Genomic DNA, 14,469 nt, shown 5'->3' on the forward strand with positions numbered 1-14,469 from the left:
CATGCGTACCGTGCGCTCAGCGCGACGCAAGGACCTCCTCACCCGCTCCCACGAGCTCGGATGACGCATCGGCCCGGCGTTCAAAACGGACCATGACCGCCTTGAACCCCGGAGTGTTCGACTCCCTGGCAACCAGGTCCTCGTGCACGAGCGGATTCGCCTCGGGGTAGTAGGCGGCAACGCACCCGCGGGGAGTCGAGTACGGCACCAGCTTGAAGTTCTCGGCTCGTCGTTCCGCTCCCTTGTGCACCGAGACGACGTCGACGTACTCCTCCCCGCTGAACCCGCTTTCGGCAAGATCCTCGGGGTGAATGAGGATCACCCGGCGCCCGCCCGACACACCGCGATAGCGGTCGTCCAACCCGTAATAGGTCGTGTTGTACTGATCGTGCGACCGCATGGTCTGCAGCACCAGGTACCCCTTGGGCGGCTCGAGATACTCGAGAGCGCGCACCGTGAACTGAGCCTTACCCTGCTCGGTCTCGAACTGCCGCCGATCGCGGGGCGCGTTCGGCAGCACGAAGCCGTACCGGGTTCTCACACGCTCGTTGAAGTCCTCGGTTCCGGGAATCACACGCGAGCAGTGATCGCGAATCACGTCGTAGTCGTCGGCCATGGCCTGCCAGTCGACCACGTGCTCCGGGCCGAAGATCGCCTGCGCCATCCCCGCAAGAATCGTGGGCTCGCTCCGCAAGAGGTCCGAAACCGGCTTCAGCCTGCCCTGCGTACGGCTCACCACCGACATCGAGTTCTCGACGGTGAGGAATTGGATGCCGTCAGGGTGCTGATCATCGCGGTCGGTGCGTCCGAGGGTGGGCAGGATCAACGAGGTGCCGCCGTGCACCACGTGCGATCGGTTCGGCTTCGTCGAGATATGCACCGTCAGGCCGGTGCGCTTGAGGCCCGCCTCCATCATCGCCGTATCGGAGTTGGCCGAGGCGAGGTTGCCACCGAGCGACACGAACACATCGACGTCGCCCTCGGCCATCGCCCGCATCGCCTCGGTCGAGTCGTACCCGTGCTCCCGCGGCGAATCGATGCCGAACTCGGCGTCGAGCTTCTGCAGGAAGTCTTCGCGCGGCTTCTCCCAGATGCCGAACGTCCGGTCGCCCTGAACGTTCGAGTGACCGCGCACCGGGCAGGCGCCGGCACCGGGCTTCCCGAAGTTCCCCTGCGCAAGCAGCACGTTCACGATCTCTTTGATCGTGTCGACCGAGTGCGGCTGCTGCGTGATGCCCAGCGCCCAGCAGATGATCGTGGACTTCGAGGAGGCCAGCATGTCGCCGATGTGCTCGATCTCCGCACGCAGCAGGCCCGTGGCCCGCTCGACCTCATCCCAATCGATCTCGGCGCGGGCGGCCGCATACGCTTCGAAGCCTTCGGTCACCGACGCGATGAAGTCGTGGTCGAGCACGCTGCCCGGATCCTCAGCGTCCTTCTGCAGGAGCAGATGCCCCAGCGCCTGGAACAGTGCCTGGTCACCGCCGACCCTGATCTGCAGATACTCGTCGCTCACCCGCTCACCATCGCTCAGCAGCCCCTTCGGCGTCTGCGGATCCTTGAAGCGCAGCAGACCGGCCTCGGGCAGCGGGTTCACCGCAACGACCTTTCCACCGTTCTTGCGGCACTCGACGAGCGAGCCGAGCATGCGCGGATGGTTGGTTCCCGGGTTCTGCCCGACGACGAAGACGAGCTCGGCTTCCTCAATATCTTCGAGCGACACGGTGCCCTTGCCGACGCCGATCGTCGGCAGCAGAGCAACGCCCGAAGACTCGTGGCACATGTTCGAGCAGTCGGGCAGGTTGTTCGTGCCGAGCGACCGCGCCAGCAGCTGGTACATGAACGCGGTCTCGTTCGGGGTGCGTCCCGACGTGTAGAACACGCAACGATCGGCGGTCGTGGCCCGCACATGCTCGCCGACGAGCTCGTAGGCCTCGGCCCAGCTGATCGGCTCGTAGTGAGTGCCGCCCTCGCGGATCACCATCGGGTGCGTGATCCGCCCCGATTGACCGAGCCAGTAGTCCGTCTTGCCCTCGAGCTCAGAGATGGGATGATCGGCCCACCACTGCGGCGAAGCCACACGAGTCGTGTTCTCTTCGGCGAGCGCTTTCGCACCGTTCTCGCAGAACTCGATCCGCTTCCGATCGCCGGTGATCGATTCGGGCCATGCGCAACCGGGGCAGTCGACACCGTTCGGCTGATTCACCCGGTACATCGAACGCACCGTGCGCGACGCGCCACCCTGTTCGAGGCCGCGCTCGAACGCGACCGCCACCGCCTTCAAGCCTGCCGCCGCGCGCTTCGGCTTCGAGACTTCCAGATTCTTCTCGTCGATGTCTTCGAACTCGACTCGGCGTCCGCGTACGTGTGCCATCGTGAACACCCTCGTCCTTCTCATGCCGGTGCTGCAATGCCTGAACAGTACCAATCATGACGGTGTCGACTCAATGAGAAGTGGACTTGCCGGTCCAGTCGGGTCGGGGTCGTCAGGTCCGGTCAGGTGAGATCAGATCGAGTTGGGGTCGGTCGGGGCACGTCGAGTCAGGTCAGGTGCGACGCGAACCGCGATCGCTCAGCTCGAGGCGATTAGAATCGGCGACGTGAAACAACGCACTGCCTGGACCGTCTACATCGCGCTACGGCTCGTGCTCTTCGCTGCCCCCTTCGCTGTGCTCTACGCGATCGGCTGGCCCTGGTGGCTCGCCGCCATCACCGCGACACTCGTGGCCGTCTCGCTCTCGGTGATCTTCCTGCAGAAGCCGCGAGAGACCGCAGCACAGAGCATCTACGAGTGGCGCAATCGCGACCGCACCGAGGATGAGATCGTCGAAGACGAGATGCTCGACGACGGGAAGCCGACGCGAGAGCGCGTCGGCAACGAGACTCCCGGAGCCGCCGGAATCGACGATGAGGCGACGAGTCAGCAGGCTCCCTCCTCCGGGGATGGTCTCGGTTCGGGTGAGGATCCCGCCGCTTCAGGCGAAGAACCTCCGACCGGTCGTTAGCCCGGCGCCAACCCAGGCGCAGCTACCCACGCAGGCGCCGCCACACGCGCAGCCGCGGCCGCCCACGCAAACACGCAGACTAGACAGAGCAGACAGAGGAGTCTTCATGGCACAGCACTTCGATCAGATCGTCATCGGCGGCGGAGCCATGGGGCTTTCGACGACCTGGCACCTCGCGAAGCGCGGCGCCAAGGTGCTTCTGCTGGAGCGCTTCGCGGCCGGGCACACCCGCGGTGCATCGCACGGCGCGACCCGCAACATGAATCCGGGGTACGACGATCCCGACTACCTCGACCTCTTCGAGGAGGCGAACGGCCTCTACTCGGAGCTCGAGGAGACGACCGGTACCAGGCTGATCGAGCGCTGCGGCCTCGTGAATCACGGCGATCCCGAGCGTGTGCTGCCCGTGGTTGCCCAGCAAGAGGCGCGCGGCTTCGATGTCGAGAGGCTGTCCGCTGATGAGGCCGCGCGCCGCTGGCCCGGCATGCGTTTCGAGGGCGAAGTGACGTTGAGCCGGCAGGCCGGTCGCATCATGGCGTCCCGCGTACTCGAAACTCTCGCCTCCGAGGCCGAGAAGTACGGAGCAGACATTCGCTTCGAGCACCGTGTGCTCGAATTCGACGTGCGCGACGACCGCGTGGTCGTTTCAGTGCTGAACCCGTCGGGCGGCTTCGACTACTTCGAGGCCGACGGCATCGTGGTGACGGCCGGCGCCTGGAGCTCGCAGCTGCTCGCAGGTGTCGTGGATCTCCCCCGGCTCACGGTCACCGAGGAGCACCCCGCGCACTTCCAGGTACGGCCCGAGTTCGCCGAGCACGAGGCGGCCTGGCCGTCATTCACGCACCGTCTGAACCCCGAGCAGCTCGCGACCTACGGCGCCCCCGTGTACGGCATGCTGTCGCCGGGCGAGGGCATCAAGGTCGGCTTCCACAAGGTGGGGCCCGAGATCGAGGCCGATGGGCGGAGCTTCCGCGGCAGCGACGAGCGTCGAGCCGAACTGCGCGACTACGTCGAGAAGTTCTTCCCGGGGCTCGATCCTGATTCCGCGGAAGAGATCAGCTGCACCTACACGACCTCCGAACGCGGCCAGTTCGTGCTTGACCGCGTCGGTCGCGTGACCGTGGGAGCGGGCTTCGCTGGCGAGGGATTCAAGTTCGTGCCGGCAATCGGCCGCGTGCTTGCGGATGCCGCGCTGGGAACGGCACTCCCGCCCGAGCGGTTCCGCCTCGACGCGCACCGCTGATCCCGAGCGATCTCACGGGCCCGGGCAGACCCGCCGCCCCAATCTTCATTGCCGAGATGAGCCTCGTTGTTGCTTCAGCGACTGGAAGCAACAACAAGGCTTGTCTCGCAGGATCGCGACACCCCGGATAGCGGCGCCCGAGATCGCCCGTGGCGACATGCAGGCCGGCTCAGGCAGGCCCGGTAACGCCCGCCCGCAAGACCCGCCCAGCTAGAACGCGAAGGCGAGCCCGATCGTGACGCCGTATGCGAGCGCGGCGAGACTCGTCAATCCGAGGGCGAGGATCAGCTCGCGCGCGGTCTTCGCCGTCAGCACGATGATGCAGCAGGGGATCGCGACGAGCAGCACCATGAGCGCGAGCACCATGCCGGGATGGAAGATCCAGTAGATCGCCGGTACCGCGAACGGCAACAGCAGGCAGAGGACATAGAGGATCCGTGTCGCACGGTCTCCGATGCGCACGGCGAGGGTCTTCTTGCCCGCCAAGCGGTCGGTCGGGATGTCACGCAGGTTGTTGACGACGAGCACCGCGACTGCGAAGAGCCCGACGCCGGCCCCTGCAACCCAGGGCTCCTGCGTCTCGATGTCGGTTTGCAGGTAGACGGTTCCGACTGTGGCGACGAGGCCGAAGAAGATGAAGACGACTACCTCGCCGAGGCCGGCGTAGCCGTAGGGGCGCTTTCCTCCCGTGTAGAACCAGGCGGCGATGATCGCGATCACGCCGAGTGCGAGGAACCACCAGCGCTCGCTGAGCAGCACGGCGACGAACCCGGCAACCGCAGCGAGCGCGAAGAACACGAGCGCCGTTGCGAGCACCCGTTTGGGGTTGACCAGTCCGGAGCCGGTGAGTCGTGCAGGCCCCACTCGGAATTCGTCGGTGCCGCGCACTCCGTCAGAGTAGTCGTTCGCGTAGTTCACGCCGATCTGCAAGAAGGTCGCGACTGCGAGCGCGAGCAGCGTCAGCGGCCAGGAGAAGTCACGCACCATGTGCGCGATGCCGGCGCCTGCCGCGACGGGTGCCACGGCGAGCGGCAGGGTGCGCAGGCGCGCACCGCCCACCCAGTTGCGCCAGGTGATGCGCGGCGGCGCTCCGGCGGCGGTCTGCCGCTCCGCCGCGGCCCGCACCGCGGGGTTTCCCGACCTGCGCCTATCGGTGGGCTTGCTCACGGTCACTCCTACTCACTGTCGTTACTTCTCGCTGTCTACTACTACGCACCGTGCCGGGCCCGCCGCGGTTCCTGCTGCGGCCGATCCGTATCGACTCCAGCCGATCCGTCGTCGGCAACACCGTGCCGGCCGGTGCCGCGAATCTCACTGAAGCTCGAGCGCAGCCGCCGCAACCACTCCTCGATCGCCTGCAGGTCGGGCTTGCCGCCCGCGAGCCTCGGCAGCTGTTCGGTCTCTGTCGCCCACAGCGGGGCCGCGGCGGCGCCGAGCCGATCCTGCACGGCCGCACGCACATCGTCGAAGGCCGCAGCACCGCCCTCGATCTCGACCGCGAGCGCCGGGCGCTCCCCCCATTCGGGGTCGCTCATACCGAGCGCGACCGCGCTCCCCCACCCCGGGAACTCGCGCACGACTCGCTCGACCTCGTCGAGCGACACGTTGACTCCACCGGAGATGACGACGCGGTCGAGGCGTCCGGTCACCGTCAGCATGCCGCCGAGCAGCGATCCGGCATCACCCGTACGGTACCAGCGGGTGCCCTGATCATCGATGAAGCGCGCGTCGGTCAGTTCCGGATCGCCGACGTATCCGAGGGCCAGCGCTGTGCCGGCCAGCTGAACCTCGCCGTCACGCACGCGCACGCGCGTATCGCCGATCTCGACGCCGTCGTAAACGCAACCGCCGGAGGTTTCGGTCATGCCGTAGCTGCGGCGCAGCTCGATGCCGTGCTCGTGGGCACAGCGGCGCAGTTCGAGTGTGATGGCTTGCCCGCCGACGAGCACGGCGTCGAAGCTCTGCAACGTCTCGAGCGCGGCTCGGTCGCCGGCGGCGTTGGCGGCTTCAGCGTGATCAAGCAGTCGGCTGAGCTGCACGGGCACGAGCGAGACGTATCGGCGAGGAGCTTCCATCCGATCAGCCGCTGCGAAGAACGCCTCCGGGTCGGATCCGACCACAAAGACCGGGTCGATGCCTGCAACGATGCTCCGCACGAGCATCTGCAGCCCTGAGATCAGATGCCCGGGAAGCGCGACAAGCCATTGCCCGGGGCCGCCGAGAGTCTCATGCGTCGCCTCGGCACTTGCCCGCAGCGCCTCGGCGGACAGCGCCACGGACTTGGGCACGCCGCTCGACCCGGAGGTGCGGATCACGACCGCGGTACCGTCGGGCAGCGCAGTCTGCTGCAGATCGGCAATGATCTCGGGATCAACGCCCTCGGCCGTCGGGAGCACGGGGATGCGGCCGTCGAGCGCATCGGTGAGCGCGGCGAGCAGCCACGCCCGATCGTTCACCGGAACGGCTCGGAGCCCGGGAGGAGTATTCATTCCACCAGGGTACTGCCGGGCCCGGAGAGTTTTCCCCTGGCCCGGCAGCCCGTGTTCGTCTACTCCGATTCGCGGCTCGCCGCACCGACGGCGTCGGCGACTGCGGGGGCTACGCGCTCGTCGAGCGGGCTCGGCACGATGTACTCGGCCGACAGGTCGTCGCCCACGAGGCCTGCGATCGCCTCTGCCGCCGCGAGCTTCATCTTCTGGGTGATGCGGCGCGCGCCGTTGTCGAGCGCTCCCCGGAAGATGCCGGGGAAGGCGAGCACATTGTTGATCTGGTTCGGGAAGTCGCTGCGTCCGGTTGCCACAACGGATGCGTGGCGGTGCGCGACCTCCGGGTGGATCTCGGGGTCCGGGTTCGACAGCGCGAAGATGATCGAGCCCTCGGCCATGGTCTCCACGATCTTCTCGGGGATCTGCGCCAGGGAGACGCCGACGAATGCGTCGGCGCCGTTCATGGCCTCCTCGATGCCGCCGGTGAGTCCGCGCGGGTTGGTGCGATCGGCGAGGTCCTTCTTCGTCGCGGGCAGCGCTTCGCGACTCGGCTCGATGATGCCGGTCGAATCGACGACCACGACGTCGGAAACGCCGGCGCCGAGCAGCATCTCGGTGACCGCGACGCCGGCGGCGCCTGCACCGTTCACGACGACCTTCAGGCTCTCGATCGGCTTGTCGACGACCTTGGCCGCGTTCAGGAGCGCGGCGAGCACCACGATCGCGGTGCCGTGCTGATCGTCGTGCATGACGGGCATATCGAGCGCCTCGATGAGGCGACGCTCGAGCTCGAAGCAGCGCGGCGCCGACACGTCTTCGAGGTTGATCGCGCCGAAGCTGGGGGCGATCCTGACCATGGTGTCGACGATCTCGTCAACATCGTTCGTGTCGAGCACGATCGGGATCGAGTCGAGGCCGGCGAAGCGCTTGAAGAGCGCGCTCTTGCCCTCCATGACCGGCAGCGAGGCGCTGGGGCCGATGTTGCCGAGGCCGAGCACCGCCGTACCGTCGGAGACGACCGCTACGAGACGGGAGGCCCAGGTGTGCGTCTTCGCGAGCTCCGGATCGTTGTGGATCGCGCGGCTCACCTGAGCAACACCGGGCGTGTACGCGATGGAGAGGTCGCGCTTGGAATCGAGAGGCTGCTTGAGCTCGACGGAGAGCTTGCCTCCGACGTGCTTCTCGAAAATCTCCTGCTCGGTGATCGCTGCGTTATCCGCGGGTGTTCCGGTCATTGGCGAGGGCCTCTCATTCGGGGTCGGTCCGTAAGATGCAGATGCAGTGGGCACGGGCGGCGTCGATCACGAGCCGGCCTTCGCCCACTGCATCTGCGTGTCTGCGTTGCTTGGGTCCCGCGTCACGTATCGCGGGGTCGGCGTTACGCTGCGCGAGTGCTCTCGGCGGCCGACTTGTAAGCCGCGAGCAGTCGATCGGTGTCTACCAGCTGATCTTCCCATACGACGCGAACGATGTCGATCACGTCATTCGCTTCCTGAAGACCGGCGAGATACGCCTGCACCGGAGCAAAGCCGTCGGGCGCGGCCTCGTGAATCTTGATCATCTCGACGACGCGCTTCGCCTGCGTGCCGTAGACGGGAATCTGCGGGCCGCGCGGAGCCGACATGCCGATGTAGTAGAGCTTCTCGAGCCCCTTCGGCACGATCCCCGCCGCGTAGCGCAGCGGCACACCGTTGCTGCGCTCGACGAGGGAGCTGTCGACGAACGGCACGCTCGCGTGGAAGCCCGTCGCCCAGAGGATGGTGTCGTACTCCTTGGAGGATCCATCGGAGAAGTGGACCGTCTTGCCCTCGAAGCGCTCGATGCCGGGAACGATGCCGATGCGGCCGTGGTGGATCCAGTACGGCAGAAGCGTGTTGACGACGGCCCGACCCTCGGCGAGGGTGTGCGCCTTCGGCGCGGGCATGCCCGGGTAGTTCTTCGCCTCACCGACCGACACCTTGGCCAGCATGCGCGCCAGGAAGTCCTGCTCCTCGGGCGAGAACTGCGCGAGCCACGGCACCTCCTGACGCGGCACCCCGAAGTACATCTTGGGCTGGAAGTGGGTGCCCTCGCGCATCACGATGTCGGTCGCGAAGTGGTTCTGCGCGGCATCGACTGCGAGATCGCAGCCGGAGTTGCCGACACCGACGACGAGTACGCGGTCGCCCTCGATGTCGCGGGTGTTCTTGTACGACCCCGAGTGGATCGTCTTGCCAGTGAACTCACCGGGGAAGTTCGGCACCTTCTGGTCCCAGAGGTGCCCGTTGGCGATGAGCACGCCGTCGTATTCCTTGGTCTCACCGGTGCTGAGGGTGACCCGCCAGCCGGCCGAGCCGACGGGGCCGTCGGTCTCGATCGGGTCGACCGACTCGACTGCGGTGTTGAACTGGATCTTGTCGTAGTACCCCTGCGCCTTCGCGAAGGACTCGAGGTAGGCGACGACCTGCTTGCGGCTCGGGAAGTGCGGGTAGTCGGCCGGCATCGGGAAGTCCTCGAAGTGCGTCATGTCGCGCGAGGTGATGAGGTGCAGCGCGTCGTAGTCGTGCTGCCAGTGGCCGCCGACCTTGTCGCTCTTCTCGTAGCAGTCGACGTCGAATCCGGCTTTCAGCAGCTGCTGCAGCGCGCCCATGCCTGCGGCGCCGCCGCCGATGATGCAGTAGGTGGTCATGATGCTCCTTCGTGGTCTTCGCGGTCGGTGCCCCGGCTGCGGGTGAGTGCTGTCATTCTGTTGAGGATCGGCCCCGCGCGGACCGTTCTCGCCGTTGATTCGAAGTTACGCCAGCTCAGTCAACAGGAAAAGACTCGTTTTGATGGAATCGCTCTAGGTTTTTCCTATTGCCGGTGGGGGATCGCCGGATCCTTTCCCGCCGTCCGTCTCCCAGAGCAGGCGCCAGAACGTTCCGCTGGCGCAGATGTAGCTCAAGGTCGCGTTGTGACCTCAATCTGCGCCAGCGGAACGCCCCGAGAGCAGCTCGCCTCCTCCGAGCCGAGCGGCCGCGGCACGAAGCGCGTCGAACTGCGGACCGCGAGGCGGCGGGAACGCGCCCGAGGTCGCGCCGATCCCACGCCCCTCGAGTTCGAGCAGCAGGAGCGCGTGCTCCATCGCGAGTCGACTGCAGTCGATCACCGGCACGTCTGGGTGGTCTCCCACATGCGTGTAGCCGGCGCCAGTGAAGATAGGAGCCAGATAGCCGCAGCCGACGACGATCGCATCGGCCCCGTCCTCCTCGACCGCACGTCGGGCCACCGCATCGAAACGGGCGATCATTGCGCTGGGGTCGTCGAGCGCATCCACGAGATCGTCGTGAGTCGACTCCGGATCGTAGGCGCGCACCGGAGTGGCCTCATGGAAGCCCGCCGCCTGAAGCCTGCGCAGATCGTCCTCGAAGATCGGAACCAGCGCCGGCGAAACCGTCACCACGACGGCCTTCCTGGCGAGGCTGCCCATCAGCCGGGCCGCCGCATCCGGGAGACTCGTCACGGGGATGCGGCGATCCGGCCCGTTCAGAGCCGCCCGCACGACCTCGGTCGGCGCACCCCAACAGCCGATCACCGTCGCATCGGAGAGTCGGCCGTCGTCAGCGGAGTACGCGCGATCCGGAAACGCACGGTCTGGATAAGCACGATCGAGCGCCGCGGCAAGCACTGCCGTGTCGTTCATGAGCCGGTTCGCAGGAGTGCGGATGCCACCCGTGACCGTCGGCAGATGGACGAAGTCGATCTCGGCGCGACCAGCGGCGAGCGCCTCGACTTCCCGACGCAAGTAGTCCCAGAGTCGCTGGTGGCGCGGGTTTCCGGCCGTGGCCTCGACCCAGGTGAGTATCGGCAGGGTCTGCGTGGCGCTCATCGCTCGAGCCCGACTACGCGGTGAGGCCGCCGTCGATCGTCATCGACGACCCGGTGACGAACGAGGCGCGGTCGCTGAGCAGGTATTCGATGAGCGGGGAGATCTCTTCGACCTGTGCACGGCGACCCATCGGGGTGCCGCTCGACGAGCCACCGACGGGCTCGAAGTCGTTCATCGGCGTCGAGACGCCTCCCGGGCAGATCACGTTCACGCGCACGGCCGGGGCATACTCCTTCGCTGCGACCTTGGTGAGCGCGATGATCGCCGCCTTCGAGGCCGAGTAGGCGCCGTATCCCGCGGAGCCCACGAGTGCGGCGGTCGAGGCGACATTCACGATCGCCCCCTTGCCGTTCTCCACCATGATCGGCGCGAGCGCCCGGATGCCCAGGAACGTGCCGTGCACATTGACGCGCTCGTGCAGCTTCCACAGGTCGAGGGAAGTCTCTTCGAGCGACGAGAAGCGCAGGATGCCGGCGTTGTTGACCAGCCCGGTGAGCGGGGCGTCGCTGCCGGCCAACTCCTCGGCGAGCTTCGCCCAGTCGTCCTCACTCGACACGTCGAGGTGACGGTAGTGCGCATCGGCTCCGGCGGCGCGCAGCGCGGCAGCGGTCTGCTCGCCTTCCTCGTCGAGCAGGTCGGTGAGGATCACCCGCACGCCGGGCTTGGCGAGGAGTGAGGCATGGGCGGCTCCCTGGCCGCGCGCTGCGCCGGTGACGACGACGGTGTATTCGGAGTTCATGGTGATGGGTCCTTACGTTCTGAGTGGTGGTGCTGGTGATGGGCGCTGCAGGTGCAGTTGCGAGTGCAGGTGCGAATGCGGCGGTGCTGGCAAACGAGATGCGGGTTACTGCCGGATCTGCGGCTACTGTCGGATCACTGCACCGCCTGAGATCGTGATCGTCTCACCGGTCAGAAAGCTCGTGAAGCGGGGCGATGCGAGCAGCAGCACCCAGTCGGCGATCTCCTTCGGCTCGGCGACCCGGCCCACCGGAATCGTCGGCACGACTTCGGCCATGCGTCCCGTTGCGGCATTGCCCGGCGTCGCAACCCATCCGGGGGCGATGCCGTTCACGCGAATACCGGCCGGCGCGAGCTCGAGTGCGAGTGACTTGGTGAGCATGACCACGGCGGACTTCGAAGCGCCATAGAACAGCTGCCCGCGCGACACCTCGAAGGCATCGACCGAGGCGAAATTCACGACGGCCGATCCTTCACCCATGTACGGGCGTGCGGCTGCGATCACGTTGACGACGCCGAAGACGTTGATGTCGAAGATGCGTCGGTAGGTCTCTTCGTCATAGCTGTCGAGCGTGGTCGGAGGGTAGACGCCCGCGATGTTCGCGACGGCGTCGATTCGGCCGCCCTCGGGGAGCGCTGCGGCGAGCGCCTCCTCGACCGAGACTCGGGATCGCACATCGGCAACGGCGGGTACGAAATTGCCGGCTGCGGCGCCTCCTACCTGAGCGGCGTCGGGTGCGACGATATCAACGGCGATGACGTTCCACCCCTCCTGCAGGAAGAGTTCGGCGGTCGCCTGGCCCATGCCCGATGCCGCCCCCGTCACCACGATCGTCCGCGTGCTGTTCTCCGTCATGTTCTGCCTCTCTCAGGTTCGGCGCGCTCGCCGCTGGTGCCGCGCCCGCGGCTCTGATCTCCATTGGAGCAGCGTCCGAGATTCCAGGACAAGACTTATTGATCTTTGCTTGCTCAAGGTTTTTCCTAGTATGATCTGCTGTCGCCCTGAGAACGGGTGATCCGGCAAGATCTCATCGCCGCATCGGAGCAGGAAGGCGCACATGGCACTCCCCACGATCAGACAGCTCGAATACTTCGTCACCGCCGCGCGCGTAGGCACCTTCGCCGGCGCCGCGACCGAGCATCGCATCGCGCAACCGAGCCTCTCCGAGCAGATCGGACAACTCGAGCAGACCCTCGGAGTACCGCTCTTTACCCGCACCTCGCGAGGGCTGCAGCTCACCGATGCCGGCAGGCAGCTCCTGCCCCAAGCCGAGCAATCGCTCATGAGCGTGCGCGAACTCTCCGAGTGGAGTCGTCGCCTGCGCACGGTCGAATCCGGCCGGGTCACCTTCGGCACCTTCAACAGTGCGCACCTGTACCTGCTCACCGACCTCGTCCGCGAGTTCCGCGCGGTGCGGCCGGGAGTGCAGATCCAGATCCTCGGTGCGAACTCTTCAGGCGTCGCCGAGCAGGTGCGCGACGGCGCCATCGAGGCGGGCATCGTGCAGCTGCCCGTCGACGACCGCGGGCTGCAGGTCAGCCCGACGATGTTCGTCGACCACGTCGTGTACGTGTCGCGAGACCCGATTCCCGAGGAGCACCTCGTCGACGGGCGACTCGACATCAGCTCACTGCCCGATCGCCCGCTCATCCTCTCCGAGACCAGCTGGGCGATGACCGACCCACTGCGAGTGACGCTGCTCGAACGCGCGCAGCGAGCCGGGAAGTCGCTCGAACCCGCCGTCGAAGTCGAATTCCAGACGCACGCCCTGCAACTCGCGGCCGAAGGGCTCGGCGACACGTTCGTCTCGTATCACGTCGCCCGCTCGACCATCGAGGAGCAGGGTTTGCACTGGGCTCCGGTGACCCCCGTGCTCGAAGAGCACTACGCGTTCATCACGCGCAAGGGCGGCGGCGTCTCACCTGCGACCGGCGAGTTCATGCAGATCGCGCACCGTCTGTTGCGGCAGCTCGCGGCCATGCAGCCGCTGCCTCGCTGAGCGAGCGGGATCACCGCGGTGGGATCACGGCGGTGGAATCACCGCGATCGGGATCACGGCGGTGGGTATCGCTCCGCCTCTCCCCTTCTCAGCTGGCGCAGAGTGTGATCAAAGCCGATCGTTGATCACACTCTGCGTCAGCCGAACCGCCGATGGACGGACGCGAATGCGCGGCACGAGGCGCTGCATACCCGAAGCGGCAGGTGGGTCGCTCAGTAGTGGTACGGGAACGGCGACCAGTCGGGGTCTCGCTTCTCGAGGAACGAGTCGCGCCCCTCAACCGCCTCGTCGGTGCCGTACGCGAGACGGGTGGTCTCGCCGGCGAACAGCTGCTGCCCCACGAGTCCGTCGTCGACAGCGTTGAACGCGTACTTCAGCATGCGGATCGCGGTCGGTGACTTGCCGAGGATCTCGCGCGCCCACTCTATGCCGGTCGCCTCGAGCTCGGCGTGCGGCACGACCGCGTTCACCGCGCCCATCTCGTATGCACGCTGCGCCGAGTACTCCCGGGCGAGGAAGAAGACCTCGCGGGCGTTCTTCTGCCCGATCTGCCGGGCGAAGTAGGCGCTGCCGTAGCCGGCGTCGAAGGATCCCACGTCAGCGTCGGTCTGCTTGAAGCGCGCATTCTCTTGCGAGGCGATCGACAGGTCGCAGACCACGTTCAGCGAGTGCCCGCCGCCCGCCGCCCACCCCGGAACGAGGGCGATAACCACCTTGGGCATGAAGCGGATCAGACGCTGCACCTCGAGGATGTGCAGCCGTCCGGCTCGAGCCGTGGCCTCAGGCCCCACGGCGGTCTCTGAATCGCTGTATTTGTAGCCGTCACGTCCACGGATCCGCTGATCGCCGCCGGAGCAGAACGCCCAGCCGCCGTCTTTGGCGCTCGGGCCGTTGCCGGTCAGCAGCACGACGCCGACGCGCGGGTTCACGCGTGCCCGCTCGAGCGCGTCGTAGAGTTCGTCGACGGTGTGCGGTCGAAAGGCGTTGCGCACCTCGGGGCGGTCGAAGGCGATGCGCGCGATGCGTCCGTCACGACTCAAGTGCGAGGTGATATCGGTATAGGTCTCGGCCCCGGGAGCGGTCTCCCACTCGGCGGCGTCGAAGATGTCGGAAACCGGCGTTGTCATGGTTCCACCCTATTCGGCGCGCG

12 protein-coding genes are annotated in these 14,469 nt (G+C 66.8%); 3 read left to right on the forward strand and 9 right to left on the reverse strand.

Going from position 1 to position 14,469, the window contains the following annotated elements; translation table 11 throughout:
* Positions 1-16: 16 nt before the first annotated feature.
* Positions 17-2,374 carry an FdhF/YdeP family oxidoreductase gene (locus ACUYV6_RS09140; RefSeq protein ID WP_449278351.1) on the reverse strand — a complete coding sequence of 786 codons (2,358 nt, stop codon included), beginning with the start codon at positions 2,372-2,374 and terminating at the stop codon, positions 17-19.
* 226 nt (positions 2,375-2,600) lie between these two features.
* Between ACUYV6_RS09140 and ACUYV6_RS09145 the strand changes: the two genes are divergently transcribed.
* Positions 2,601-3,005: a DUF4229 domain-containing protein gene (locus ACUYV6_RS09145; protein WP_449278352.1), complete on the forward strand. Its 405-nt coding sequence runs from the start codon at positions 2,601-2,603 to the stop codon at positions 3,003-3,005.
* A 106-nt stretch (positions 3,006-3,111) separates the two neighbouring features.
* On the forward strand, positions 3,112-4,248 hold the full coding sequence (locus ACUYV6_RS09150; protein ID WP_449278353.1) for an FAD-dependent oxidoreductase: 1,137 nt from the start codon (positions 3,112-3,114) through the stop codon (positions 4,246-4,248).
* A 210-nt stretch (positions 4,249-4,458) separates the two neighbouring features.
* On the opposite strand, the gene ACUYV6_RS09155 is transcribed toward ACUYV6_RS09150, so the two are convergent.
* The 7 genes from ACUYV6_RS09155 to ACUYV6_RS09185 all read right to left on the reverse strand — a co-directional run bounded on the left by ACUYV6_RS09155 (position 4,459) and on the right by ACUYV6_RS09185 (position 12,175).
* Positions 4,459-5,415, reverse strand: a complete 957-nt coding sequence (locus ACUYV6_RS09155; RefSeq protein ID WP_449278354.1) for a 1,4-dihydroxy-2-naphthoate polyprenyltransferase — start codon at positions 5,413-5,415, stop codon at positions 4,459-4,461.
* A gap of 41 nt (positions 5,416-5,456) precedes the next feature.
* Positions 5,457-6,737 (reverse strand): AMP-binding protein, encoded by a 1,281-nt coding sequence (locus ACUYV6_RS09160; protein WP_449278355.1) that lies wholly within the window; start codon positions 6,735-6,737, stop codon positions 5,457-5,459.
* A 59-nt stretch (positions 6,738-6,796) separates the two neighbouring features.
* On the reverse strand, positions 6,797-7,969 hold the full coding sequence (locus tag ACUYV6_RS09165; protein ID WP_449278356.1) for an NAD(P)-dependent malic enzyme: 1,173 nt from the start codon (positions 7,967-7,969) through the stop codon (positions 6,797-6,799).
* A gap of 143 nt (positions 7,970-8,112) precedes the next feature.
* Positions 8,113-9,402 carry a flavin-containing monooxygenase gene (locus ACUYV6_RS09170; protein WP_449278357.1) on the reverse strand — a complete coding sequence of 430 codons (1,290 nt, stop codon included), beginning with the start codon at positions 9,400-9,402 and terminating at the stop codon, positions 8,113-8,115.
* A 270-nt stretch (positions 9,403-9,672) separates the two neighbouring features.
* The gene (locus tag ACUYV6_RS09175; protein WP_449278358.1) at positions 9,673-10,581 is read right to left on the reverse strand and encodes an aspartate/glutamate racemase family protein; all 909 of its coding nucleotides are present in this window, start codon (positions 10,579-10,581) and stop codon (positions 9,673-9,675) included.
* A 13-nt stretch (positions 10,582-10,594) separates the two neighbouring features.
* Positions 10,595-11,320: an SDR family NAD(P)-dependent oxidoreductase gene (locus ACUYV6_RS09180; protein ID WP_449278359.1), complete on the reverse strand. Its 726-nt coding sequence runs from the start codon at positions 11,318-11,320 to the stop codon at positions 10,595-10,597.
* 123 nt (positions 11,321-11,443) lie between these two features.
* Positions 11,444-12,175, reverse strand: a complete 732-nt coding sequence (locus tag ACUYV6_RS09185; protein WP_449278360.1) for an SDR family NAD(P)-dependent oxidoreductase — start codon at positions 12,173-12,175, stop codon at positions 11,444-11,446.
* A 202-nt stretch (positions 12,176-12,377) separates the two neighbouring features.
* Here ACUYV6_RS09185 and ACUYV6_RS09190 point away from each other — a divergent pair, with 202 nt between their 5' ends.
* The gene (locus tag ACUYV6_RS09190) at positions 12,378-13,319 is read left to right on the forward strand and encodes a LysR family transcriptional regulator (protein ID WP_449278361.1); all 942 of its coding nucleotides are present in this window, start codon (positions 12,378-12,380) and stop codon (positions 13,317-13,319) included.
* Between the two features lie 212 nt (positions 13,320-13,531).
* Here the strand turns inward: ACUYV6_RS09190 and ACUYV6_RS09195 are convergent, their stop codons facing one another.
* Positions 13,532-14,446 carry a 1,4-dihydroxy-2-naphthoyl-CoA synthase gene (locus tag ACUYV6_RS09195; protein WP_449278362.1) on the reverse strand — a complete coding sequence of 305 codons (915 nt, stop codon included), beginning with the start codon at positions 14,444-14,446 and terminating at the stop codon, positions 13,532-13,534.
* Positions 14,447-14,469: the final 23 nt, after the last annotated feature.

This window comes from Leucobacter sp. GX24907, from assembly GCF_053567335.1.